The sequence below is a fragment of the Streptomyces sp. NPDC059454 genome, assembly GCF_042749965.1.
Classification (GTDB): Bacteria; Actinomycetota; Actinomycetes; order Streptomycetales; family Streptomycetaceae; genus Streptomyces.
On the sequence record NZ_JBHYVC010000034.1, the window covers coordinates 49,062 to 73,967 of the forward strand.

24 protein-coding genes and 2 rRNA genes are annotated in these 24,906 nt (G+C 69.5%); 6 read left to right on the forward strand and 20 right to left on the reverse strand.

Features of this window, described 5'->3' with window-relative positions; genetic code table 11:
- The 4 genes from ACFXAE_RS22685 to ACFXAE_RS22700 all read right to left on the reverse strand — a co-directional run bounded on the left by ACFXAE_RS22685 (position 1) and on the right by ACFXAE_RS22700 (position 2,967).
- Positions 1–429, reverse strand: coding sequence for an ATP-binding protein (locus ACFXAE_RS22685; protein ID WP_384717768.1), 429 nt, complete (start codon positions 427–429; stop codon positions 1–3).
- An 87-nt stretch (positions 430–516) separates the two neighbouring features.
- Complete coding sequence (gene tgmC, locus ACFXAE_RS22690) at positions 517–1,719, reverse strand: ATP-grasp peptide maturase system methyltransferase (RefSeq protein ID WP_384717771.1); 1,203 nt, start codon at positions 1,717–1,719, stop codon at positions 517–519.
- Positions 1,716–2,696, reverse strand: a complete 981-nt coding sequence (gene tgmB / locus ACFXAE_RS22695) for an ATP-grasp ribosomal peptide maturase (protein WP_384717774.1) — start codon at positions 2,694–2,696, stop codon at positions 1,716–1,718. Before tgmB ends, tgmC begins: the two co-directional genes overlap by 4 nt.
- Before the next feature lie 4 nt (positions 2,697–2,700).
- Positions 2,701–2,967, reverse strand: a complete 267-nt coding sequence (locus ACFXAE_RS22700; RefSeq protein ID WP_384717777.1) for a putative ATP-grasp-modified RiPP — start codon at positions 2,965–2,967, stop codon at positions 2,701–2,703.
- A 205-nt stretch (positions 2,968–3,172) separates the two neighbouring features.
- Between ACFXAE_RS22700 and ACFXAE_RS22705 the strand changes: the two genes are divergently transcribed.
- Positions 3,173–4,006 (forward strand): helix-turn-helix domain-containing protein, encoded by an 834-nt coding sequence (locus tag ACFXAE_RS22705; protein WP_384717780.1) that lies wholly within the window; start codon positions 3,173–3,175, stop codon positions 4,004–4,006.
- Positions 4,003–4,209: a DUF397 domain-containing protein gene (locus ACFXAE_RS22710; protein ID WP_384717782.1), complete on the forward strand. Its 207-nt coding sequence runs from the start codon at positions 4,003–4,005 to the stop codon at positions 4,207–4,209. The genes ACFXAE_RS22705 and ACFXAE_RS22710 overlap by 4 nt, the downstream gene beginning before the upstream one ends.
- A 57-nt stretch (positions 4,210–4,266) precedes the next feature.
- On the opposite strand, the gene ACFXAE_RS22715 is transcribed toward ACFXAE_RS22710, so the two are convergent.
- Positions 4,267–4,848, reverse strand: a complete 582-nt coding sequence (locus tag ACFXAE_RS22715) for an N-6 DNA methylase (RefSeq protein ID WP_384717842.1) — start codon at positions 4,846–4,848, stop codon at positions 4,267–4,269.
- Here ACFXAE_RS22715 and ACFXAE_RS22720 point away from each other — a divergent pair.
- Positions 4,747–4,959, forward strand: a complete 213-nt coding sequence (locus tag ACFXAE_RS22720) for a hypothetical protein (protein ID WP_384717785.1) — start codon at positions 4,747–4,749, stop codon at positions 4,957–4,959. The genes ACFXAE_RS22715 and ACFXAE_RS22720 overlap by 102 nt on opposite strands.
- A gap of 354 nt (positions 4,960–5,313) precedes the next feature.
- On the opposite strand, the gene ACFXAE_RS22725 is transcribed toward ACFXAE_RS22720, so the two are convergent.
- From ACFXAE_RS22725 to ACFXAE_RS22745, 5 genes are all read right to left on the reverse strand, one after another.
- A complete protein-coding gene (locus ACFXAE_RS22725; protein ID WP_384717788.1) occupies positions 5,314–7,011 on the reverse strand; it encodes a uroporphyrinogen-III synthase in 1,698 nt (565 codons plus the stop codon).
- Complete coding sequence (hemC, locus tag ACFXAE_RS22730; protein ID WP_384717791.1) at positions 7,008–7,967, reverse strand: hydroxymethylbilane synthase; 960 nt, start codon at positions 7,965–7,967, stop codon at positions 7,008–7,010. Before hemC ends, ACFXAE_RS22725 begins: the two co-directional genes overlap by 4 nt.
- Positions 7,964–9,658, reverse strand: coding sequence for a glutamyl-tRNA reductase (locus ACFXAE_RS22735; RefSeq protein WP_384717794.1), 1,695 nt, complete (start codon positions 9,656–9,658; stop codon positions 7,964–7,966). The genes hemC and ACFXAE_RS22735 overlap by 4 nt, the downstream gene beginning before the upstream one ends.
- On the reverse strand, positions 9,655–10,419 hold the full coding sequence (locus ACFXAE_RS22740) for a redox-sensing transcriptional repressor Rex (RefSeq protein ID WP_384717797.1): 765 nt from the start codon (positions 10,417–10,419) through the stop codon (positions 9,655–9,657). The genes ACFXAE_RS22735 and ACFXAE_RS22740 overlap by 4 nt, the downstream gene beginning before the upstream one ends.
- A 301-nt stretch (positions 10,420–10,720) precedes the next feature.
- Positions 10,721–10,999, reverse strand: coding sequence for a glutaredoxin family protein (locus ACFXAE_RS22745; RefSeq protein WP_384717800.1), 279 nt, complete (start codon positions 10,997–10,999; stop codon positions 10,721–10,723).
- 104 nt (positions 11,000–11,103) lie between these two features.
- On the opposite strand from ACFXAE_RS22745, the gene ACFXAE_RS22750 reads away from it, so the two are divergent.
- The 3 genes from ACFXAE_RS22750 to ACFXAE_RS22760 all read left to right on the forward strand — a co-directional run bounded on the left by ACFXAE_RS22750 (position 11,104) and on the right by ACFXAE_RS22760 (position 15,113).
- The gene (locus ACFXAE_RS22750; protein ID WP_384717803.1) at positions 11,104–12,015 is read left to right on the forward strand and encodes an HAD family hydrolase; all 912 of its coding nucleotides are present in this window, start codon (positions 11,104–11,106) and stop codon (positions 12,013–12,015) included.
- Positions 12,016–12,758: 743 nt separating this feature from the next.
- Positions 12,759–13,610, forward strand: a complete 852-nt coding sequence (locus ACFXAE_RS22755; protein ID WP_384717806.1) for an ECF subfamily RNA polymerase sigma factor, BldN family — start codon at positions 12,759–12,761, stop codon at positions 13,608–13,610.
- 249 nt (positions 13,611–13,859) lie between these two features.
- Positions 13,860–15,113 carry a DUF5667 domain-containing protein gene (locus ACFXAE_RS22760; RefSeq protein WP_384717809.1) on the forward strand — a complete coding sequence of 418 codons (1,254 nt, stop codon included), beginning with the start codon at positions 13,860–13,862 and terminating at the stop codon, positions 15,111–15,113.
- Positions 15,114–15,274: 161 nt separating this feature from the next.
- On the opposite strand, the gene ACFXAE_RS22765 is transcribed toward ACFXAE_RS22760, so the two are convergent.
- From ACFXAE_RS22765 to ACFXAE_RS22810, 10 genes are all read right to left on the reverse strand, one after another.
- Positions 15,275–16,339, reverse strand: a complete 1,065-nt coding sequence (locus ACFXAE_RS22765) for a lysophospholipid acyltransferase family protein (protein WP_384717812.1) — start codon at positions 16,337–16,339, stop codon at positions 15,275–15,277.
- Positions 16,340–16,353: 14 nt separating this feature from the next.
- Entirely contained in the window at positions 16,354–17,415 is a 1,062-nt protein-coding gene (locus ACFXAE_RS22770; RefSeq protein ID WP_384717815.1) for an NAD-dependent epimerase/dehydratase family protein, read from the reverse strand.
- A 169-nt stretch (positions 17,416–17,584) separates the two neighbouring features.
- Positions 17,585–17,683, reverse strand: coding sequence for a 30S ribosomal protein bS22 (locus ACFXAE_RS22775; RefSeq protein ID WP_003948845.1), 99 nt, complete (start codon positions 17,681–17,683; stop codon positions 17,585–17,587).
- A gap of 154 nt (positions 17,684–17,837) precedes the next feature.
- Positions 17,838–18,050 carry a helix-turn-helix domain-containing protein gene (locus tag ACFXAE_RS22780; RefSeq protein WP_004984898.1) on the reverse strand — a complete coding sequence of 71 codons (213 nt, stop codon included), beginning with the start codon at positions 18,048–18,050 and terminating at the stop codon, positions 17,838–17,840.
- Between the two features lie 129 nt (positions 18,051–18,179).
- Positions 18,180–18,995, reverse strand: a complete 816-nt coding sequence (locus tag ACFXAE_RS22785) for a phosphatase (protein WP_384717818.1) — start codon at positions 18,993–18,995, stop codon at positions 18,180–18,182.
- An 88-nt stretch (positions 18,996–19,083) separates the two neighbouring features.
- Entirely contained in the window at positions 19,084–20,256 is a 1,173-nt protein-coding gene (locus ACFXAE_RS22790) for an acetoin utilization protein AcuC (protein ID WP_384717821.1), read from the reverse strand.
- Entirely contained in the window at positions 20,207–21,448 is a 1,242-nt protein-coding gene (locus ACFXAE_RS22795; protein ID WP_384717824.1) for an MFS transporter, read from the reverse strand. Before ACFXAE_RS22795 ends, ACFXAE_RS22790 begins: the two co-directional genes overlap by 50 nt.
- Positions 21,449–21,520: 72 nt before the next feature.
- The gene (locus ACFXAE_RS22800; RefSeq protein WP_384717827.1) at positions 21,521–22,165 is read right to left on the reverse strand and encodes an HAD family hydrolase; all 645 of its coding nucleotides are present in this window, start codon (positions 22,163–22,165) and stop codon (positions 21,521–21,523) included.
- 63 nt (positions 22,166–22,228) lie between these two features.
- Positions 22,229–22,345, reverse strand: a 5S ribosomal RNA gene (rrf, locus tag ACFXAE_RS22805).
- 90 nt (positions 22,346–22,435) lie between these two features.
- Positions 22,436–24,906, reverse strand: a 23S ribosomal RNA gene (locus ACFXAE_RS22810); the annotation flags it as partial.

A 24,906-nucleotide genomic window follows, 5' to 3' on the forward strand; every position in this document is an offset into this window, starting at 1 on the left:
TCATCGGAAGCGGCCGAGCTCCAGCTCGGCCCACACGGTCTTGCACGGGAACGGCCCCGGCAGCACACCCCAGCGGTCGGCCGACTCCTCGACCAGCAGCAGACCGTAGCCCGACTCGGCGGGCTCCGGCGAAGCGCTCCCGCTCACGGGCACCTTCTCGCCTCTCGGATCAGTCACCTCGACGCGCAGCACCCCGTCCACGGTGACGGTGAGTGTGAGCCGGAAGCCCCGGCCGGGGACGCGGCCGTGCACGACGGCGTTCGTGGCGAGTTCGGCGACGATCAGCCGGGCAGGGTCCAACGGCAGCCCCCAGGCCTCCAGTTGCTCGGCGGCCAGCAGGCGGGCGAGACGGGCGCCCCGGCGGGTGGCGGAGAGCGGCACGGTGAACTGGTGGAGCGGGGTGCGCGGTGCGGCGATTCCTCGATTCATGTCACTCAGCGTGTTCAGTGGCGTGCCTGCTGTGAAGGCGAGTGACCCGTGCGACCGGAGGCTGTCCGGCTCCGTCCGGGCCGCCCCTCAGGGCGACGGCAGTGGCAGGCAGGGCAACCGCGGGTGCCGCAGGTGCTGTCCGCCGTCGTGGACGCACAGGGTGAAGGTCTCCGGCCCCGGCCGCCCCGCCGTGTCGTAGGCGTCCAGAACGCGCTCGACCCGTTCCCACAGCCGCACCGGACCTCCCTCCCGCACCCGCCGACCACCGTCGCCGTCCGGCGTCAGCTCGGCGGCCGACCCGCTCACCACGTCGATCAGATGCAGGACATCGCCGACGGTGGTCAGTTGCGCGTCGGGCACCGCGCTCTGCACGAGGAAACGCAGGTGGAAGGCCTCCTCGGTCGCGGCGGTGAGCCGCTCGGGACCGTGCCGGGCGACCCGCGCCTCCCCCGGCAGCTCCGCCGCCCAGTGGGCGGGATTACCGAAGGTCGGCGCCGCGTGCGTACGCGCCGACATGAAGGAGACCGTACCGCCCAGCAGGCACCCCTCGGCGGTGCCGTCCCCGGCGACCGTGAGCAGGACGCGGGCGTACCCGTACAGCCAGCCCGAGAGCGTCAGCAGGATCTTCCCGCCCGGCCGGGTCTGGGCGACCAGGGCCGGGGGCACGGCCCGGAAGGAGCAGGCGGCGACGATCCGGTCGAACGGGGCCTCGGGCCAGTACCCGTACAGCCCGTCCGCGACCGCGAGGGTGGGCGCGTAGCCGCAGCCGTGCAGCGCGCTCGCGGCCCGCTCCAGCCGGTGCGGGTCCACCTCGACGCTCGTCACGCCGGCCGATCCGAGGCGTTCGCAGGCGAGCGCGGTCGAGTACCCCGTCCCCGTGCCGATCTCCAGCACCGTGTGTCCCTCCCGGACGTCGGCGTCGGCCCACATCCGCACCACGAGCGACGGCAGCGTGGAGGACGAGGTCGGGGCCCCTCCGTGGCGCTCGTCCGGGTGCTCCCAGTCGGGTTCGTCGCCGTCGAACTGCGTGACGAGCGTGGTGTCGGAGTACGCGGCGGCCAGCCAGCGCCCGTGGTCGAGCGCGGCGGTGACCGGCTGCCACAAGGTCAGCCCCTGCTCGTCGCGTTCGTCGGCGGGCAGGTAGAAGCCGGGCACGAACCGGTGCCGGGGCACCTTCTCCACCGCCGCCCGCCAGGCCGGATCGTCCAGCACTCCGCGTACGGCGAGGTCCTCCGCCATGAGGGCGCGCAGCCGCGCGGCATCGGTTTCGAGGTCGACGGGCAGCGTCATGAACGGCCCTTCCTTTCCACGGTGAGGAGATCGGCGAACGCCTCGGTGATGTCGTAGGCGTCGGGAAGCCAGCCCCACTGGCCGTTCGGGTTGCACTCGATCGCCGTCCAGTGTTCCGGGTCGTCCCCGTCACCGGTGAGCGCGAAGTCGAAGCAGCCGAAGACCAGACCGAACGAGGCCAGGTAGGCGTGCAGCGCCGCCTCGACGGGCGGCGGCACGGTGATCGTGGCGTGGAGCAGGGCGTCCCAGTCGCCCCGGCGCCAGTCCAGCGCGCCGTCGGGTGCGGCGATCTGCTGGGCGAAGACACGGCGGCCGACCACGGTGACGCGTACGTCCCCGGTCTTGGGGATCTCGGCCTGGAACAGGTGGGCGGTCACGGTGAGCGTGTCGTCGAAGGTCTCCGGGTCGACCCGCTGGGTCCAGATCGCTCCGGCCTGTCCGTCGTCGGCGGCGGGCAGGCCGCGGAACGTCTTGCAGACGACGGGACCGTGGACGGCGGCGAACTCCCGCGCCGTCTTACGGTCGTTGGTGATCAGCGTCGGAGGAATCCTCAGCCCGAGCCGGGCGAACCTGCGGAGCTGGGCGGGCTTGGACTCCGCGCGGGCCACCGCGGCCGGATGGTTGACGTACCGGGCGCCGGACAGGGCGTTCAGGACGCCGCCGAACCCGTGCCGCGCCTCGGCGGCGGCGAAGTCCCGCTGCTGCCGGGGCAGATGCGCGAACCGGGCGCCGTACGGAGTGGGGCGGCGGTAGTACACCGCCGCCACCTCCTCCGCCCCCACCTCCCGGCTCGCCGTACGCAGCCGCCCGCGCCACGCCGGACGCTCCGCGTCGACGCGGAAGCCGAACGTCAGGGCGGGCCCGATGTCGGCGGGGTCGACACGGACGACGGACACCTCGCGCTCGTTCAACGCGGCGACGACCCGGTCCGCGGTGACGTCCTCCAGCCCGGTGACGACCAGGACGGTGGAAGCCATCCGGTCAGTCCGACTCGTAGTCGGTGGTGCTGTCGTCCTGTGTCTGGGACTGCGGGCCGTTCCCGTCTCCGCCCCCGGACACGGAGGCGGTACCGGTCGTCCTCGACGTCCCGTGCTTGCCCATCTCGACCGGCCGCCCGGCGGTGTCGGTGTAACGGGCGGTCTGCGTGACGGGGTCGAGCGTCACGGTCGCGTACGGCGGCGGCCCGACCGGCAGCCGGTCGGTGACCAGGCGCAGCGCCCAGAGGGCCTCGGGGGCGAGTGTCGTCATGGGGGTCCTTCCTCTCTCCGCGATGCGGAGTTCCAGATTCTCGCCACCCAGTGTGCTCGTGCGTGTGCACACTGTGAATACGGGCAGCTCGTACGGCCGACGGCTGTACGCCGGCTGCCCGGTTTCTGTCCGCCCTGCCCGGGGTGACCGGGCGCGGGCGGCCGCAGTTGGTCCGGGGAAGGGCGCGCGACGGGAGGCGGCGAGCATGGGTGAGTGGGAAGCGGGGCTGGACGACGAAGAGGCCGGGGCCGTGATGCGTACGGTCACACGGCAGTTGAAGCTGTGGCGGGAGGCGGCCGGCCTCACCCAGGCGGAGTTCGGGGCGGCGATCAAGTACGGGGAGGAGACGGTCTCCTGCGTGGAGCGGGGACGGCGGATTCCCCGGCCGGAGTACCTGGACGCGGCGGACGAGGTCCTGGGCGCGGGCGGGAAGATCGCCGCGATGAAGAAGGACGTGGCGGAGGTCCGGTACCCGAAGAAGGTACGGGACGTGAAGCGCCTGGAAGCGGAAGCCGTCGAGATCTGCTCCTACAACAACTCGGTCATCGACGGGTTGTTGCAGACCGAGGAATACGCGCGGGCGGTGTTCGGCTCACGACGTCCGCCGTTCACGAAGGAAGAACTGGAGCAGCAGGTCACTGCGCGTGCGGCACGCCAAGAGATCATGGACTGCACCGCCACGTTGCCGGTCTTCAGCTTCGTCCAGTGCGAGTCGACCTTGCGGCGCCCGTACGGGGGCACAATGGTGATGCGCAAGCAACTCGAACAGCTGTTGCGGTTGGGTGGGTTGCTAAACGTTGACCTTCAGGTCATGCCTCTTGGGCGCGAGGCGAACGCCGGGGTCGATGGCCCGTTCCGGGTACTCAGGCTCAAGGAAGGCATCACCGTGGGCTACAACGAGGTTCAGCTCACCAGTCGTTCGATCGTCGACCCCAAGCTCGTTCAGATCCTTGAGATCCGTTACGGGACCATCCGCTCCCAAGCCCTCACTCCCGAAGAGTCCCTGGCCTTCATCGAGAAAATGCTGGGAGAGCCATGAGCTTCAAGTCCGCCTCCAGGGACGAGACAGTGCTCAAGTGGATAAAGAGCAGCTACAGCGGTGCAGACACCCCCTCCTGCGTCGAGGTCGCCACCACTCCCGAGACCATCCGTATCCGCGATTCCAAGAACCCCGACGGCCCCCGTCTCACCCTCACCCCCACAACCTGGACGGCCTTCCTGCCGTATGCAGTCGAGCGCTGACGGAGTAAACGAACGTGGTCCGCACCCTTGATCTCGGGTGCGGGCCACGTCTGCGTGTCAGTCGGCGACCGGAGCCGCCTCCGTCGCCGGTCCTTCTCCCCGAGCCTGCTGCAAGGTCTCCGCGATCGCGGCGAACTCCTCCAGCGCGGCCTGGAGGTCCTCGACGATCTCGGCGGCCAGTACCTCGGGCGCGGGCAGGTTGTCCGCATCGTCGAGGCTCGGGTCGCGGAGCCAGGTGATGTCGAGGTTGGCCTTGTCGCGGGCGACCAGTTCCTCGTACGTGTACGCCTTGAAGCGTTCCGTCTCGACGCGCTTGGAACGGTCCTCGTCGGGGCGGTAGCACTGCACGAAGTCTTCGAGGTGGGCCCGGGTGAGCGGGTTCTGCTTGAGAGTGAAGTGCTGGGCGGTACGGAAGTCGTAGACCCACAGCTTCTCGGTCCACGCCTTCTCGGGACGGGCCGGCTTGCGTTCGAAGAACAGCACGTTGGCCTTGACGCCGCCCGCGTAGAAGATGCCGGTGGGCAGACGCAGCAGCGTGTGGACGTCGTACTCCTTCAGCAGGCGCCGACGGATGGTCTCACCCGCGCCGCCTTCGAAGAGGACGTTGTCCGGGACGACGACCGCAGCCCGGCCGTGGATCTCCAGCAGCGAGGCGATGTGCTGGACGAAGTTGAGCTGCTTGTTGGTCGTGGTGACCCAGAAGTCACGGCGCTCGTAGGCACCAGTAAAGGCTCGTGCCGCAGCAGGTGACCGAAGTTGGACGAGCCCGCCGCCAACCGTGCGACCTGCTCGTCGTCCCCACCCGACGGACCCCCGACCACTGCCGTCACCATGTGCTTCCCCCCAGCTTCCCGATCATCCTGTCGTGAGCAAAGCCTTGCAGGATGACATGAACAGGGAAGCCCCACATGGGATTCGAGAGATGCGAGGACTGGGATTGGAGCGTTTCTCTAGGGTGCGCACCGGCCACCTGCGGGTTCCGCGCAGGAACAGTGGAGAACTGCACCAATCATCGCCCGGCCCGCCCCCAGCGCACAGCGGCGGGGCGCGCCGTCACGGCACGCCCCGCCACCTCACGCGTACAGCCTCGCCCCGCCGGGCGGCTCAGGTCGTCGACCGCCGCCTCCGCGCCCCCGGCCGCCGCTCGCTCGGCCGGGTCACCGGGTCGCCGGCGTCCAGCGCGGCCAGCCGGCGCCGAGTGCCGAAGTCGGCCAGGGCCTCCGCCAGTTTGTGGACCGACGGCTCGGGCGCCATCACGTCCACCCGCAGGCCGTGTTCCTCCGCCGTCTTCGCCGTCGCCGGGCCGATGCAGGCGATCACCGTCACGTTGTGCGGCTTGCCCGCGATGCCGACCAGGTTCCGGACCGTCGACGACGACGTGAACAGCACCGCGTCGAAGCCGCCGCCCTTGATCGCCTCACGGGTCTCCGCCGGGGGCGGCGACGCGCGCACCGTCCGGTAGGCGGTCACGTCGTCGACCTCCCAGCCCAGCTCGATCAGGCCCGCGACCAGCGTCTCCGTGGCGATGTCGGCGCGCGGCAGGAAGACGCGGTCGATCGGGTCGAAGACCGGGTCGTACGGAGGCCAGTCCTCCAGCAGGCCCGCGGCCGACTGCTCGCCGCTCGGCACCAGGTCCGGCTTCACGCCGAAGGCGATCAGCGCGTTCGCCGTCTGCTCGCCCACCGCGGCGACCTTGATCCCCGCGAAGGCACGGGCGTCGAGCCCGTACTCCTCGAACTTCTCGCGGACCGCCTTCACCGCGTTGACCGACGTGAACGCGATCCACTCGTAGCGGCCCGTCACCAGGCCCTTGACCGCCCGCTCCATCTGCTGCGGGGTGCGCGGCGGCTCGACGGCGATGGTCGGCACCTCGTGCGGCACGGCGCCGTACGAGCGCAGCTGGTCGGAGAGCGACGCCGCCTGCTCCTTCGTGCGCGGCACGAGCACCTTCCAGCCGAACAGCGGCTTGGACTCGAACCACGAGAGCTGGTCGCGCCGGGCGGGGGCGCTGCGCTCGCCGACCACGGCTATCACCGGCCGGCCGCCGTCCGGGGACGGCAGCACCTTCGCCTGCTTCAGCGTCTGCGCGATCGTGCCGAGCGTCGCCGTCCAGGTGCGCTGCCGGGTCGTCGTACCGGCGACGGTCACCGTCAGCGGGGTGTCGGGCTTGCGTCCGGCGGACACCAGTTCGCCCGCCGCGGCGGCCACGGAGTTGAGCGTGGTGGAGACGACCACCGTGCCGTCCGACGCCCCGACCTCCGTCCAGCACCGGTCGGACGCCGTACGCGCGTCGACGAACCGCACGTCCGCGCCCTGGGCGTCACGCAGCGGCACACCGGCGTACGCGGGTACACCGACGGCGGCCGCGACACCGGGGACGACCTCGAACGGCACCCCGGCCGAGGCGCACGCCAGCATCTCCTCGGCGGCGTACGCGTCGAGCCCGGGATCACCGGACACCGCACGCACGACCCGCCTGCCGCCCCGCGCGGCCTCCATGACAAGATGTGCCGCATCCCGCATCGCGGGGGCACCGGCGGTTGTTGACGCGCCGTCAACGACCGTCAACTGGGGTGTGCCCGTGCCCGGAACCGACGTGTCGGCATCCGTGTGCACTTCGGTGACGCCCTGCCTCGCGTGCGTGCGTACGACGTCGAGCACCTCGTGCTCGGCGACGAGGACGTCCGCGTTCGCCAGCGCCTCCACGGCGCGCAGGGTCAGCAGTCCCGGATCCCCGGGTCCGGCACCGAGGAAGGTGACGTGCCCGTGTTCCGGAAGGGCGGGAAGGGTGGTGGGGCTCACTGTGCTCGCTCCCCCATCAGACCGGCCGCGCCCTGCGCGAGCATCTCGGTGGCGAGTTCGCGACCGAGCGCCATCGCCGCCTCGTGCGTCTCGGGTACGGGACCGGTGGTGGACAACTGCACCAGCGTCGAGCCGTCGGTCGTGCCGACGACGCCGCGCAGGCGCATTTCCTTGACAATCTGCCCGTCGGCCAGCAAGTCGGCCAACGCGCCCACAGGGGCGCTGCAGCCGGCCTCCAGGGCGGCGAGCAGGGAACGCTCGGCCGTCACGGCGGCCCGTGTGAACGGGTCGTCGAGCTCGGCGAGCGCGGCGATCAGTTCCGCGTCGTCCGCGGCGCATTCGATCGCCAGTGCCCCCTGGCCGGGGGCGGGCAGCACCGTGTCGACCGACAGGAAGTCGGTCACCTCGTCGCTGCGTCCGATCCGGTTCAGTCCGGCGGCGGCCAGCACCACGGCGTCGAGTTCGCCCTTCAGGACGTACCCGATGCGGGTGTCGACGTTGCCCCGGATCGGGACCGTCTCGATGTCCGTGCCGTGGCTGCGCGCGTACGCGTTCAGCTGCGCCATGCGGCGCGGCGAACCGGTGCCGATGCGGGCGCCGCGCGGCAGATCGGTGAGCTTCAGGCCGTCGCGCGTGATCATCACGTCGCGCGGGTCCTCGCGCACCGGAATGGCCGCCACCACCAGTTCGTCGGGCTGCGCGGTCGGCAGGTCCTTCAGCGAGTGCACCGCGAAGTCCACCTCGCCCCGCGCCAGCGCCTCGCGCAGCGCGGCGACGAACACGCCCGTGCCGCCGATCTGCGCCAGGTGCTCGCGCGAGACGTCGCCGTACGTGGTGATCTCGACGAGCTCGACGGGCCGTCCGGTCACCTGGCTCACGGCTTCCGCCACCTGCCCGGACTGGGCCATGGCGAGCTTGCTCCGCCGCGTCCCCAGCCTCAGTGCCTTCTCAGTCATGCCGGCCCTCGGTTCCTTGCGTTCTTCTCGGTGCTTTCCTCGGCTCGGGAGACGGAGGCCACCGTCTCGGGGTCGAGGTCGAACAGGGTGCGCAGCGCGTCCGCGTACCCGGCGCCGCCGGGCTCGGCCGCGAGCTGCTTGACCCGTACCGTCGGCGCGTGGAGCAGCTTGTCGACCACCCGTCGCACGGTCTGGGTGATCTCCGCGCGGTGCTTGTCGTCCAGGCCGGGCAGCCGCCCCTCCAGACGGGCGATCTCACCGGCCACCACATCGGCCGCCATGGTGCGCAGGGCGACGACGGTCGGCGTGATGTGCGCCGCCCGCTGTGCCGCCCCGAACGCGGCGACCTCGTCGGAGACGATACGCCGGACCTGGTCCACATCGGCAGCCATCGGAGCGTCCGCGGAGGCTTCCGCGAGCGATTCGATGTCGACGAGGCGCACGCCGGCCAGCCGGTGCGCGGCCGCGTCGATGTCGCGCGGCATCGCGAGGTCCAGCAGGAACAGCACGGGCTCGGGACGCGGCGGTTCGGCCACCGGCTCCGGGCGGCGCCGCTCGGGGATCCGACCGACGGTGGAGGCGGTCGCGGCGAGCGCGCCGATCAGCTCGGCCTCGGCCTCCGGGCCGCTGCGGCCGGTCCGGCCGCGGTCGACGGCGGTCCCCGAGGCCCACGCGGCGTGCTGCTCCAGCGTCGCCGCGTCCATACCGGCGACGGCGGCCTCGCCCATCACGGAGAAGCCGGGCCGTACGGCGGCCAGGTCCAGCGGGCAGCCCTCTTCCGTGCCCACGGAGGTGGGCGGGAGCGGGGCCTCCGTCACCGGAACGGTCCCGGCGGCCGGCTGCTCCCCGATACGGCTCTCGACACCCGCGGCGACGGCGTCGGCCGTGAGGACCAGTCCCGTCGCGCCGGTGCAGGAGACGACGACGTCGGCACGTGTCAGCTCCAGCGGCACCGATCCCATCGGGACCGCGCGGGCCAGCACGTCCGTGTCGTCACCCTCGGCGAGGATCTGTGCGAGACGCTCGGCCCGCTCGGACGTGCGGTTGGCGATCACGATCTCGGCGACACCGGCCCGCGCGAGCGTGGCCGCGGCCAGCGACGACATCGAACCGGCGCCGATGACCAGTGCCTTCTTGTCCCGCGCCCAGGTCTCGACGGGCGCGCCGACGGCCAGCTGCTCCAGGCCGAAGGTGACCAGGGACTGCCCGGCACGGTCGATACCGGTCTCGGAGTGGGCCCGCTTGCCGACCCGCAGCGCCTGCTGGAACAGGTCGTTCAGCAGCCGTCCGGCGGTGTGCAGCTCCTGCGCGCGGGCGAGCGCGTCCTTGATCTGGCCGAGGATCTGGCCCTCGCCCACGACCATCGAGTCGAGGCCGCAGGCCACCGAGAACAGGTGGTGGACGGCCCGGTCCTCGTAGTGCACATAGAGATAAGGAGTGAGCTCCTCCAGGCCGACCCCGCTGTGCTGGGCGAGCAGCGTGGACAGCTCGGCGACGCCGGCGTGGAACTTGTCCACGTCGGCGTACAGCTCGATGCGGTTGCAGGTGGCGAGGACCGCGCCCTCGGTGGTGGGCTCCGCGGCGACCGTGTCCTGCAGCAGTTTGGTCTGCGTGTCCACGCTCAGCGAGGCCCGCTCCAGCACGCTGACCGGCGCGCTGCGGTGACTCAGTCCGACGACGAGGAGACTCATGCCGGCATCACGGCGGGTACGTCCCCGTCGGGCCCCTGGTCGGTGGCGGACTGCCGGCGGGTGGCGGCCGGGGCGGCGGCGGTGTCGGACGCGGCTTCCTCGCCGGCCTTGCGCTGCTCGTGGAAGGCGAGGATCTGCAGCTCGATGGAGAGGTCCACCTTGCGCACGTCGACACCGTCCGGGACGGTCAGCACGGTCGGCGCGAAGTTCAGGATGGAGGTGACACCGGCGGCCACGAGACGGTCGCAGACCTGCTGGGCGGCGCCCGCGGGGGTCGCGATCACACCGATCGACACGCCGTTGTCCGTGATGATCGACTCGAGCTCGTCGGTGTGCTGGACCGGGATGCCGGCGACGGGCTTCCCGGCCATCGCGGGGTCGGCGTCGATCAGCGCGGCGACCCGGAACCCACGGGAGGCGAACCCGCCGTAGTTGGCGAGGGCGGCGCCGAGGTTACCGATCCCCACGATCACGACCGGCCAGTCCTGGGTCAGGCCGAGCTCGCGGGAGATCTGGTACACGAGATACTCGACGTCGTAGCCGACACCCCTGGTCCCGTAGGAGCCCAGGTAGGAGAAGTCCTTGCGCAGCTTCGCGGAGTTGACCCCCGCGGCGGCCGCCAGCTCCTCCGAGGAGACCGTGGGCACCGAGCGCTCCGAGAGCGCGGTGAGGGCGCGGAGGTACAGCGGAAGGCGGGCGACGGTGGCCTCGGGAATCCCTCGGCTACGGGTCGCCGGTCGGTGAGTTCGGCCAGTTGCCACGGTGCTCCTGCGGGTAGAGCGGGGCTTCAGGCGGTCATACGTCAGGTCATACGTCCCCGGACCGCCCCGTCGAATGCAGGCTATGTCTTTGTGAACGCGTGCACAAAGATTGTGTCCGATTTGCCCGGCCAACGTGACCGGGGTCACGCGCCCCCGGCGCACTCGCGAGGAACCGGCGCGCGGGCACCACCGTTCCTTTTCTTCTGGGGGCAAAACCGCACACTCTCCTCTGTGAATCCCGCCCCCGAGACCAAGCCACCATCGATCCTAAGCGACTTTCCGGTCGGTTTGGACTGGCCGGTCAGTCGGTGAGGGCCTTGCGGAGACGGTCCTCGTTCACGCGCCAGAAGGTGTGCTGACGGCCGTCGACGAGGACGACGGGGATCTGCTCCCAGTACCGGTCGTGCAGCTCCTGGTCCTGAGTGATGTCCTTGTGCTCCCACGAAACGCCGAGCTCTTCGCACACCTTCTCCACCACCACCTGCGCGTCGTCGCACAGATGACAGCCGGGCTTGCGCACGAGGGTGACGAGCCGACCCTGCGGGGCGGCCGGGGTGTTGCGGCGGAAGAGAGGGCTCATACGGGCCATTGTCGCGCGCGCCTTAACGCCCGGGACCCGGAGAATTCACGACGCCCGAACCTCTCGGCTCCGGAACATCCGCGCCGACTGGTTATGCTCACGCCATGGCCGCTCTCGGATGGCTCACTCCCCGTAGGCGCTCCGCCACGGCACGGAGCGTGTTGGCAGGCGAGGCCTCGGCGGAGGCAGCACGCAAATCCACCCAGGAAATTTCCGAACGCGAACCGGAGTTCCCGGTCGTCGGGGACGAACGGGCCGCCGCGTTCTTCGACCTGGACAACACCGTGATGCAGGGCGCCGCCCTGTTCCACTTCGGGCGGGGCCTGTACAAGCGGAAGTTCTTCGACACCCGCGACCTCGCCCGGTTCGCCTGGCAGCAGGCGTGGTTCCGGCTGGCCGGGGTCGAGGACCCCGAGCACATGCAGGAGGCCCGCGACTCGGCGCTCTCCATCGTCCAGGGCCACCGCGTCTCCGAGCTGCAGTCCATCGGCGAGGAGATCTACGACGAGTACATGGCCGAGCGGATCTGGCCCGGGACCCGGGCACTCGCCCAGGCGCACCTGGACGCGGGGCAGCGGGTGTGGCTGGTGACGGCGGCGCCGGTGGAGATCGCCACGGTGATCGCCCGCCGGCTGGGGCTGACCGGGGCGCTGGGGACGGTCGCGGAGTCGGTCGATGGCGTGTACACGGGCAAACTGGTGGGCGAACCGCTGCACGGCCCGGCGAAGGCGGAGGCGGTACGCGCACTGGCGCTCGCGGAGGAACTGGACCTCGGCCGCTGCGCGGCGTACAGCGACTCGCACAACGACATCCCGATGCTGTCACTGGTGGGCCACCCGTACGCGATCAACCCGGACTCCAAGCTGCGCAAGCACGCCCGCCGCATGGACTGGCGCCTGCGCGACTACCGCACCGGCCGCAAGGCGGCCAAGGTCGGCATCCCGGCGGCGGCGGGCGTGGGCGCGGTGGCCGGTGGCACGGCGGCCGCCATCGCCCTCCACCGCAAACGCCGCTGACCCACCTCCGCTCCCGCGGGCAGTCACGCACCTCCGCTCACCGCGGACAGCCGCGCACCTCCACTCCCGCGGACAGCCGCGCACCTCCACTCCCGCGGACAGCCGCGCACCTCCACTCACCGCAGGCAGTCACGCACCTCCACTCACCGCAGGCAGTCACGCATCCTCCGCTCCCACGGGCAGTCACGCATCCTCCGCTCCCACGGGCAGTCGTGTCTCCGCCAGTGCCTCGAAGGCCCGGGAGACACCCCCAGGAGGGCACGGCTGAGCGATGGGGGTCCCTCCCGCTCGAGCGAAGCCGAGAGTGGGGGAGGCACCCCGCGAGCGCCGGGCGGCGCGAACCCACCCCCGGCCGACCACATCACCGGACACCCGGTCAACCTCCGCACGCCCACCGAACCGGTCACCGGGGACCACTTCCGCCACCCCGCATCCAAACCAGGCCAATCCAACTGCCGTACCCCGCAACCCCCTTGTCCAGTCCTCTTGGCTGCACACGGCCACAACTCGCCCCACACCACCCCGAATACGAACGCTTCCGGTCAACAACCGGTCACCATGTGGCACCTGAACACCTCTCAACCGGTTACGGAAACGACGCAACCGGTGATTTGAGCAACTCGGTGTAGCAGGGCCTGTACGAAGCGTTATTCTCCTCAGACGCAATCCGGTACCCACCCATAGCTACGACGGGTGAACGGTCCCGCACTGCACGTGATGGAAGCTCTGCCTCTGGGAGTCCCGTGTACCCACACGTCGGGGTTGACGCCTCGGGCCTGGCTACGCTGCGCGCGACAGTCGCGACAGCCCGAGACCTGCTGCGCGGCATCGTCCCCGCCGCGCACACGGTCCCCGCATTCGCCACCGCCCCCGCCGCCGGCCCGTGCTACGCCCTCGCCGACGGCAGCGCCGCGGTCGGCAGACGGGGGCGCCACTCCGCAGTACCCTCCACATCCCCCGCCGCCGCGGCCAAGGGCGCGGCCAGGGGAGCCGCCGCCAGGACGACCACCGGCGCCCCCACCGCCCGCCGACCCGCCGCCGACAGCGACAGCGCCCGGATGATGGACCTCGTCGAGCGCGCCCAGGCCGGCGAGGCCGACGCCTTCGGACGGCTGTACGACCAGTACAACGACACCGTCTACCGCTACATCTACTACCGGGTCGGCGGCAAGGCGACCGCCGAGGACCTCACCAGCGAGACCTTTCTGCGCGCACTGCGCCGCATCGGCACCTTCACCTGGCAGGGCCGCGACTTCGGCGCCTGGCTGGTGACCATCGCCCGCAACCTCGTCGCCGACCACTTCAAGTCCAGCCGCTTCCGCCTCGAGGTCACCACCGGGGAGATGCTCGACGCCAACGAGGTCGAGCGCTCCCCCGAGGATTCCGTTCTCGAGTCCCTGTCCAACGCCGCCCTCCTCGATGCCGTACGACGACTCAACCCCCAACAGCAGGAGTGCGTCACGCTCCGATTCCTCCAAGGTCTGTCCGTCGCCGAGACCGCCCGCGTGATGGGCAAGAACGAGGGCGCCATCAAGACCCTCCAGTACCGGGCCGTCCGCACCCTCGCGCGACTCCTCCCGGACGACGCGCGCTGACCTGACACCCGCCGACCGGAACACGTTCCGCGACATTCAACTCACGGTACGTGAAACCCGGTTGGCTTCCTCATTCGGTCATCCCGGGTCCGTAACCCAAGTGCCGCGCCACTCGTTGTGCGGGATACAGGCTCCCTGTGGTCACCCCCTGACCGACTTCGATCACTCGATCGTGTGGCCCTGGTCAGGGCGGGGAACCCTCAGGACCCCCTGGGGAGTCGACCGTGATGACGAGAGGAGGTGCCGCCAGTGATCGCGAACGTATCGGCGCACCGGCGGGCGAACGCCTTCGCCCAGGCCCTGGAGGAGCAGTCCGACCGGGGCACGGCGGCCGAGCAGTCCGAAGGATCGGCACCGGCCCCGGCCGCCGCCGCGGAGACCGGGCAGGCACAGCTGCTCGCGCTGACCTCCGGCCTCGGCGCGCTGCCCAAACCGGAACTGGACCCCGAGGTCAAGGTCGTCCAACGGGCCCGGCTGGTGGCCGCGTTCGAGGCCATGCTCCAGGAGGGCGCCGCTGCGGGCGAGGCGACGGATCGAGCCGTACCCGGACAGCGCTCACGCCGGGCCGGGGGCGCCCACCGGGCGACCTCGCTGGGCAAGCTGCGACCACGGTCGCGGCTGGCCAAAGGGCTCACCGCGGGCGGACTCACCGTCGGCGTCGCCGCCGGCGCCCTCGGCGGAGTCGCCGTCGCCAGCTCCGACGCCCTGCCCGGTGATTCCCTCTACGGAATCAAGCGCGGCATCGAGGACGTCAAGCTCGGCCTCGCCGACGGCAACGACGAGCGCGGCCGGGTCCACCTCGACCACGCCTCCACCCGCCTCGGCGAAGCCCATCGGCTGATGGAGCGCGGCCGCAGCGGCCCCTTCGACCACGAGTCCCTCGGCGAGATCCGCCGCGCCCTGTCCGGTATGCGGCACGACGCCACCGAGGGCCACCGGCTGCTGCGCGAGGCGTACGAGCGCGACCCGGACTCCCTGGGCCCCATGCAGGCGCTCTCCTCCTTCTCCCAGACACACCGCAGGACCTGGGGCACCCTGCGCGACCGGCTGCCCGTGCAGTTGGGGGACGTGAGTCAGCAGGTCTCGTCGGTGTTCGACGCCATAGAGGAAGACGTCGCCCCGCTGCGGTCGCTGCTCCCTGAGCCCCCGACCGACAAGAACGGCGACGGTGCGGAGCGGCGCGGCTCCGAGTCCACGCCCGGCACCCCGTCGTCCGGCACGAGCTCCTCGCAGTCCCCCGGCACCGGCGACGGCACCTCCGGCGAGAGCAGCCCCGGCAGCGTTGGTCCGTCCGGTTCCGCCGACGCCGACCGCGAGAGCGACGGCCTGCTCGGCGGCGACACCGGCGGCCTGCTCGACCCGCCCGAGGAGAGCGGCGCCGTCACCACCCCGCCATCGGCGACGGGCGGCATCACCCCGCCCCCCGCTCCCGATGTCACCATCCCGCCCCTCCTGCCCGGACTCCTCCCGGGCCTGGGCATCGACAGCGAGGACGACGAGTAGAACCGAATGCGTGGTTGCCCGCGCCCCTGCGGGAGCGCGGGCAACCACACCCCTTTCAGGAGCGCGGCGAACCGCGCGGACAACCACAACCGGCCCGCACCCGCCACACGGCCCCTCGCACCGAGCTCTCCCGCGCCCCTGGGTCAAAAAGGGGCACCCCTTCAGAAGAACACCGACCGCCGCTGCACCAGCAACTTGTACAGCGTGTGCTGGATCTGTTCCCTGACCTGGTCGGTCAGGTTGAACATCAGCATCGGGTCGTCCGCCGCCTCCGGCGGATAACCGTCCGTCGGGATCGGCTCGCCGAACTGGATCGTCCACTTCGTCGGCAGCGGAATCGCGCCCAACGGACCGAGCCACGGAAACGTCGGCGTCAGCGGGAAGTACGGAAAGCCCAGCACCCGAGCCAGCGTCTTCGCGTTGCCGATCATCGGGTAGATCTCCTCCGCCCCGACGATCGAGCACGGAACGATCGGGGCGCCCTGCCGCAGCGCCGTCGAGACGAACCCGCCGCGCCCGAACCGCTGCAACTTGTACCGCTCGCCGAACGGCTTCCCGATGCCCTTGAACCCCTCCGGCATCACCCCCACCAGCTCGCCCTGCCCGAGCAGGCGCTCGGCGTCCTCCGTACACGCCAGGGTGTGCCCGAGCTTGCGGGCGAGCTCGTTGACCACGGGCAGCATGAACACCAGGTCCGCCGCGAGCAGCCGCAGATGGCGGCCGGCCGGATGGTGGTCGTGGACGGCGACCTGCATCATCAGAGCGTCCACCGGCACCGTCCCGGAGTGGTTGGCGACGATCAGCGCACCGCCCTCCGCCGGAATGTTCTCGATGCCCTTCACCTCGACCCGGAAGTACTTCTCGTACACCGGCCGCAGCAGGGACATCAGGACCTGGTCGGTGAGCTCCTCGTCGTAGCCGAAGTCGTCGACGTCGTAGTCCCCGGTGAGCCGGCGGCGCAGAAACGCCAGACCGCTCGCGACCCGCTGCTCCAGGCCGCCCGAGCCGTCACCGGCCGGCTCCTGGGGCTGCTCGTCCACACCGGTCACCCGATCATCATCCTGCACGGAGGCCACGCCCGGCAGGGGCTGCACCTCTCCGACCGCCGCGGGCTGCGCGCCGTCGCGCCGCCGGCTCCCCGCGCCCCGGCGTCGCGACGGGCGCTGCGCGGCACCCCCACGCGAGCGGTGGTCGTCGTCGAACGGAATGACCTTGGCGTCCGCCATCGTTGCTGCGCTCCTCAGTTGGCGCTCTGCGTCGGGGGGTGACCGCTGCCCGGCAGGGGCAGCGCGGCGATCCGGTCGACGGCCCTCACGAGGGTCTCCGGCGGAAGCAGCCCGGGGCCACGACTGCGCACGAAGTCCGCAAACGTTTCGGCAGTCGAGTACTTCGGGGTGAAGCCCAGCGTCTCCCGCATCTGATCCGTCGCCACCACCCGCCCGTGTGTGAGCAGCCGGATCTGCTCGGGCGAGAAGTCCGTCATCCCCAGCGTACGCACCAGCGAGCCCGCCCAGGTGACCGCGGGAAGCAGCAGCGGCACCGTGGGGCGGCCGAGCCGCCGTGAGCACTGCGAGAGCAGCAGCACGCCGTCGCCGGCGATGTTGAAGGTGCCGCTGTTGAGCGTGGAGCGCCTCGGCTCGTGCGAGCCGATCCGCAGCACCTCGACGACGTCGTCCTCGTGCACGAACTGCAGCCGGGGGTCGTAGCCGAACACGGTCGGCAGCACCGGCAGCGAGAAGTAGGAGGCGAGCGGGCTGTCCGCGGCCGGCCCCAGGATGTTGGCGAACCGCAGCACGCACACGGCGACGTCCGGACGGCGGCGCGCGAAGCCGCGCACATATCCCTCGACCTCGACCGTGTCCTTCGCGAAGCCACCGCTGGGCAGGGACTTGGGCGGGGTCGACTCGGTGAAGACCGCCGGGTCGCGGGGCGCGGAACCGTAGACGTTCGTACTGGACTTCACGACCAGCCGCTTGATGTTCGGGGACTTCTGGCAGGCACCCAGCAGCTGCATGGTGCCGATGACGTTGGTCTCCTTCAGCGCGGTCCGGCCACCGCTGCCGAGCGGCGTCCCCGTCACGTCGAGGTGGACGACCGTGTCGGCGCCCGACTCGGCCAGCACCCGCGCGATGGTGGGCTGGCGGATGTCCGCCTGGACGAAGTCGGCACCGCCCAGGTGGTGCTCGGGCGGGACCGCGTCCACGCCGACGACCCGGTCCACCTCGGGATCCCGCAGGATCCGCCGGACGAAACGGCCCCCCAGCTGACGGGCCACCCCGGTCACGAGCACGACCTTTCCCAAGATCAGCGCCTTCCTCTCGCCCTGCTCCCGACGGCCAACCTATCGGGTCGCCGTCGCTCTGTGGTGCCGACCGGATGCTTGAAGTGACGACAGCCCCGGACGTACGAATGGCAGTGGCCCCCCACCGGAGTGCGGTGGGGGGCCACTGGACACGCTCTCGCGCTGTCGCTTACTTCTTGTTGCGACGCTGGACGCGCGTGCGCTTGAGCAGCTTGCGGTGCTTCTTCTTGGCCATCCGCTTGCGCCGCTTCTTGATAACAGAGCCCACGACTACCCTCGCTCACTTCTCATCACTCGGTGTTTGGGCGCCATGGGCCCACACGACCTACGAGGGGCTAGCCTACCCGCCCGAGCGCTGAGACCGTAATCGAGGTGACCGGGGAGGCCCATGAGTGCCCGGTACGGGCCTCCCGGGATCGCCGTCAGGCGGTTTCCACCCCCACGTAGCTCTCGCGGAGGTACTCGTGAACCGCTTGCTCCGGGACGCGGAAGGACCGCCCCACCCGGATCGCGGGCAGATGACCACTGTGCACCAGCCGGTACACGGTCATCTTCGACACTCGCATCACCGAGGCGACTTCCGCCACGGTAAGGAACTGAACCTCGTTCAGAGGCCTCTCGCCAGCTGCAGCCATGACACACCTGAACCTTCCGCACTCGACGGCCACCGGCTTCCCCTTCCGGTGACTCTTCGTCGTTGCGTGCTCACTCCCCAATGTAGGGGCGGGTGATGCGAGTGGGGAAGAGGTGCACCCATCGGCGGCCTACTGTGACAGACACGCTCGATTGAGTACGTAGCGGGCCAACGGCAGGTAGTAATCGGACCGCACACCGTCATCAAGTGGAACGACGAGGGACACGGCCCCCTCGGCCTCTCCGACGAACGGCGCGGGGTCGTTCACATCGGCCGGCCCCACGGCCTCGAACCCCAGCTGACCTGCCCCGCAGGCCCAGCCGTGGTCTCCGATCACCAATTCCGGAAGCGGCCCGCCGGCGTCGGCCGCCGCGGCGAGCGCGGTCCGAACCGGGAGGGGGGAGTGCGTGTGTGCGCCGGGCTCACAACCGGGGCGTTCCGCGGTCGCGCCCCGGACGAGCCCGACCCCTCGTACGTAGTCGAGGTTGTACGTGCGTAGACCGAACCGGGTCGTTATGTCGACACAGCGACCCTGCGCGGGGGTGAGGACGGTACATCCAGCCGCCGACAGCGCGTCTGCCAGAGCGGCGTAGAAGCCGAGCAACCGGTGCGGGTGACCGGTGCCGAGCAGGACCGGCCCGCCACTCTCCGCAGCGACCGCCAGCCGCTCCGCGAAGGCGGCCAGGGCGGCCAGGGTCCGCTCGGGGTCGATCACATCATGGCCGGAGATGTGCGCGGGATCGGCCGAGACCCCGCACCTGTCCGCCATCAGAGCAAGCAGTTCCCGCTCACCCCATACCCGTTCGGGATCCAGTCCGATCAGCAGGCGCGGATCCCGGGCGGCGAACAACCGGTAACTCCGCAGGCTCTCCTCCCGCGTGGTGCCCACGACCCCGGCGAGCCGGACAGCGAGAAGATGCGCACGGAGCTCGGCGGTGGTCAGCACGGAAGCGATGCTGCGGGATACGGGGACGAGACGGGACCGGAACGCGGGAACACCGCACGGTCGGCGTAACGGAACCCCCGTACGGCCGTCAGGGCAGCAGTCCCCGCAGCGGGAACACCGCGCGCCGTGCCGCCAGGATCGCCTGGTCCAGGCGATCCGCCGGGTCGTATCCCTCCTCCCACGCGGCCCAGGACACCGGCCACCGCCCGTCCGTCATCCGCCGCGGCGCCGGTTGCCGCGTCCGGGCGTACACCTCCTGCCGCCAGCCCTCGGGGATCACCGTCGTGGGCTCCACCGGCCGCTCGGCCGCGATGCCCACCAGATGGGTCCAGGACCGCGGCACCACCTCCACCACCGCGTAACCGCCACCGCCCAGCGCCACCCAGCGCCCGTCGGCGTACGCGTGCGCCAGCTCGTGGCACGCCACCTGCACCGCCCGCTGCGCGTCCAGCGACACCGCCAGATGCGCCAGCGGATCCTCGAAATGCGTATCGGCCCCGTGCTGCGTCACCAGCACCTGCGGCCGGAAGTCCGCGATCAGCTCCGGTACGACGGAGTGGAACGCCCTCAGCCATCCCGCGTCCCCGGTCCCGGCCGGCAGGGCGACATTGACCGCGCCACCCTCCGCACTGCCGGCTCCCGTCTCCTCCGGCCACCCGGTCTGCGGGAACAGCGTCCGCGGATGCTCGTGCAGCGAGATCGTCAGCACGCGCGGGTCCTCCCAGAACGCCGCCTGCACCCCGTCCCCGTGATGCACGTCGACATCGACGTACGCGACCCGCTCCGCACCCAGCTCCAGCAGCCGCGCGATCGCCAGCGCCGCGTCGTTGTACACGCAGAAGCCGGAGGCCGCGCCCGGCATGGCGTGGTGCAGCCCGCCCGCGAAGTTCACCGCGTGCGGCGCGTCCCCGCGCCACACCGCCTCCGCCGCGCCCACGGACTGCCCCGCGATCAGCGCCGACACCTCGTGCATCCCGGCGAACGCGGGATCGTCCAGCGTCCCCAGCCCGTACGACCGGTCCGCGGCCGCCGGGTCCGCCGACGCGGCCCGCACCGCCTCGATGTAGTCCTCCCGGTGGACGAGCCGCAGCGTCGACTCCCCGGCCGCCTTCGCGGCGACCACATCCACCTCGCGGTCGAGCCCCAGGGCACCGACCAGACTCCGGGTCAGCGCCAGCCGGACCGGGTCCATCGGATGGTCCCGGCCGAAGTCATAGCCCGTCACTGCCTCGTCCCACATCAGCTGTACGCGCCCGCTCATGCCCGCCACCGTATCGGTCCGGTTCAACCGCGAACGACCTGGCGTACACAAGTGTCACCAGCACCAACACCATCGGCACGAGCATCGCCCCGCGGTAGCTCCAGGCATCGCCGAGCGCCCCGACCAACGGCGAGCCGATCAGAAAACCCACGTAATTGAAGACATTGAGCCGCGCGATGGCCTTGTCCGAAGTGCCCGGGCCGCCACGCTCGGCAGCCCGCCGCCCGGCCGCCGCGAAGGTCTGCGGCACCAGCACACACAACCCGAGCCCCAACAGCGTGAACCCCAGCATCCCCACCCACGCACCTGGTGCCCCGGCCACCACGGCGAACCCCGCCGCCGCCACCAGCGCCCCCGCCCGCACCACCGCCACGGCCCCGAACCGCCGCACCCCGACGTCCCCGATCGCCCGCCCCAGCAGCGTGGTGGCCATGTAGACGTTGTACGGAACGGTCGCCAGCTCCTCCGAACTCCCCAGCACGTCCTGGAGGTACTTCGCACTCCAGTTGGAGACCGTCGAGTCCCCGATGTACGCCACCGTCATCACCAGGCACAGCGGCAACAACCACTTGAGGCCGCCGACCGCGCGCCCGCCCTTCGTGTTCTCCTTCGTGTTCTCCGGGGCCGGCTCCTCGCCTCCGTCGACGTACCACCGGCTGCCGGCCAGTGCGGCCGGCAGCAGCACCAGCACCACCGGCAGATACGACACCCACAACGCCAGCTCCCCGTGCGCCCCCACCCACGCGAGCGACGCCCCGACGATCCCGCCCAGGCTGTACGCGGCATGGAAACTCAGCATGATGCTGCGCCCGTACGCCCGCTGCAGACTCACCCCGAGCATGTTCATCGACGCGTCCAGCGCACCGACGGCCAGCCCGAACGCGGCCAGCGCGACGGCGAGGACGGCCATGTGCTCGCCCGCCCCGACCCCCAGGAGTGCCAGCAGCACAACGGGCTGCGACCACCGCAGCACCCGGCTGGGCGGAACCCGTCTCACCAGCCGCTCCGTCGTCACACTGCCGATGCCGGCCAGGATCGGGACGGCGGCGAGAAAGACGGGCAGCAGCGCGTCGGAGACCCCGTACCGGTCCTGGACGGCCGGGATCCGCGTCACGAGCAGAGCGAAGGCGACGCCCTGCACGAGAAAGCTGAATGCCAGCGAGGCCCTGCCGCGCCGCAGCACATCGGTCATGGCGGCGAGCGTAGGGCTCGGGGATACCGGTGGGTAGATCCGGTCGAAGACGAATCACCTCCAGCTTCACGCTCACGAGAGCAGTGGGACCAACTCCCCCATGTCCTCGAAGAGTCCGGTGGCCGCGGAGAGCTTCCCGGCGGGCGTCATCGCGGTGAACCCGTACACGTCCATCCCGGCCGCGACCGCCGCCCGGACGCCCAGCGGACTGTCCTCGACGACCGCACACCGCTCGGGCGCCACTCCCATCCGCTCGGCCGCGTACAGGAACAGATCCGGTGCGGGCTTCCCTCGTCCCACATCCTGCGAGCTGAAGATCCGCTCGTCGTCGAACCACCGGTCGAACCCGGTCGTGCGGTGCCCCACCCGGATCCGCTCATGACTCCCGGACGAGGCCACGCAGTACGGCACACCGTCTGCGGCCAGCTTCTCGACCACCTCCATGGCACCGACGACCGGCTTCAGCTCCCGCTCGAACGCGGCGAAGACCCGGGCGTGGAACACATCGTCGAAGTCCGCCGGCAACCGCCGCCCGGTCCGTTCCTCGACGAGATCGTGCACGCGATGCATGGCGGAGCCCATGTAGTCACGAATGGAGTCCTCGTACGAGGTCGGGTGACCGAGCTCGGTGAGACAGGCGGCCAGGAGCTGGTTGGAGATCGGCTCACTGTCGACGAGAACACCGTCGTTGTCGAAGATGACGAGGTCATAGCGCATGACCCTGACCCTAAACGCAGAATACCCCCGTGCCGAATGGCACGGGGGTATTCTCCAATATTTGTTCGGCGGCGTCCTACTCTCCCACAGGGTCCCCCCTGCAGTACCATCGGCGCTGTAAGGCTTAGCTTCCGGGTTCGGAATGTAACCGGGCGTTTCCCCTACGCTATGACCACCGAAACACTGTGAAACACATTCAACCGCACCACGCCGTGACCGGGCATGGGGTTGTTCGTGGTTTCAGAACCAACACAGTGGACGCGAGCAACTGAGGACAAGCCCTCGGCCTATTAGTACCGGTCAACTCCACACCTTGCGGTGCTTCCATATCCGGCCTATCAACCCAGTCGTCTACTGGGAGCCTTACCCTCTCTAGGAGGTGGGAGTCCTCATCTCGAAGCAGGCTTCCCGCTTAGATGCTTTCAGCGGTTATCCCTCCCGAACGTAGCCAACCAGCCATGCCCTTGGCAGGACAACTGGCACACCAGAGGTTCGTCCGTCCCGGTCCTCTCGTACTAGGGACAGCCCTTCTCAAGACTCCTACGCGCACAGCGGATAGGGACCGAACTGTCTCACGACGTTCTAAACCCAGCTCGCGTACCGCTTTAATGGGCGAACAGCCCAACCCTTGGGACCGACTCCAGCCCCAGGATGCGACGAGCCGACATCGAGGTGCCAAACCATCCCGTCGATATGGACTCTTGGGGAAGATCAGCCTGTTATCCCCGGGGTACCTTTTATCCGTTGAGCGACGGCGCTTCCACAAGCCACCGCCGGATCACTAGTCCCGACTTTCGTCCCTGCTCGACCCGTCGGTCTCACAGTCAAGCTCCCTTGTGCACTTACACTCAACACCTGATTGCCAACCAGGCTGAGGGAACCTTTGGGCGCCTCCGTTACTCTTTAGGAGGCAACCGCCCCAGTTAAACTACCCATCAGACACTGTCCCTGATCCGGATCACGGACCCAGGTTAGACATCCAGCACGACCAGACTGGTATTTCAACGACGACTCCACCACCACTGGCGTGGCAGCTTCACAGTCTCCCAGCTATCCTACACAAGCCGAACCGAACACCAATATCAAACTGTAGTAAAGGTCCCGGGGTCTTTCCGTCCTGCTGCGCGAAACGAGCATCTTTACTCGTAGTGCAATTTCACCGGGCCTATGGTTGAGACAGTCGAGAAGTCGTTACGCCATTCGTGCAGGTCGGAACTTACCCGACAAGGAATTTCGCTACCTTAGGATGGTTATAGTTACCACCGCCGTTTACTGGCGCTTAAGTTCTCAGCTTCGCCACCCCGAAGAGTGACTAACCGGTCCCCTTAACGTTCCAGCACCGGGCAGGCGTCAGTCCGTATACATCGCCTTACGGCTTCGCACGGACCTGTGTTTTTAGTAAACAGTCGCTTCTCGCTGGTCTCTGCGGCCACCCCCAGCTCACCGAGTAAATCGGATCACCGAGTGTGGCCCCCCTTCTCCCGAAGTTACGGGGGCATTTTGCCGAGTTCCTTAACCATAGTTCACCCGAACGCCTCGGTATTCTCTACCTGACCACCTGAGTCGGTTTAGGGTACGGGCCGCCATGAAACTCGCTAGAGGCTTTTCTCGACAGCATAGGATCATCCACTTCACCACAATCGGCTCGGCATCAGGTCTCAGACACATGCGCGGCGGATTTGCCTACCGCACGTCCTACACCCTTACCCCGGGACAACCACCGCCCGGGATGGACTACCTTCCTGCGTCACCCCATCACTCACCTACTGCAAGTCTGGTCCGCCGGCTCCACCACTTTCCTTTCCCCGAAGGGTCCGGAACGGCTTCACGGGCTTAGCATCGCCTGGTTCGATGTTTGACGCTTCACAGCGGGTACCGGAATATCAACCGGTTATCCATCGACTACGCCTGTCGGCCTCGCCTTAGGTCCCGACTTACCCTGGGCAGATCAGCTTGACCCAGGAACCCTTAGTCAATCGGCGCACACGTTTCTCACGTGTGTATCGCTACTCATGCCTGCATTCTCACTCGTGAACCGTCCACAACTGCCTTCCGGCGCTGCTTCACCCGGCACACGACGCTCCCCTACCCATCCACACAGGCGTTGGCCCTGTTGTGTGAATGACACGACTTCGGCGGTACGCTTGAGCCCCGCTACATTGTCGGCGCGGAATCACTAGACCAGTGAGCTATTACGCACTCTTTCAAGGGTGGCTGCTTCTAAGCCAACCTCCTGGTTGTCTGTGCGACTCCACATCCTTTCCCACTTAGCGTACGCTTAGGGGCCTTAGTCGATGCTCTGGGCTGTTTCCCTCTCGACCATGGAGCTTATCCCCCACAGTCTCACTGCCGCGCTCTCACTTACCGGCATTCGGAGTTTGGCTAAGGTCAGTAACCCGGTAGGGCCCATCGCCTATCCAGTGCTCTACCTCCGGCAAGAAACACACGACGCTGCACCTAAATGCATTTCGGGGAGAACCAGCTATCACGGAGTTTGATTGGCCTTTCACCCCTAACCACAGGTCATCCCCCAGGTTTTCAACCCTGGTGGGTTCGGTCCTCCACGAAGTCTTACCTCCGCTTCAACCTGCCCATGGCTAGATCACTCCGCTTCGGGTCTTGAGCGTGCTACTGAAAACGCCCTGTTCGGACTCGCTTTCGCTACGGCTTCCCCACCCGGGTTAACCTCGCAACACACCGCAAACTCGCAGGCTCATTCTTCAAAAGGCACGCAGTCACGA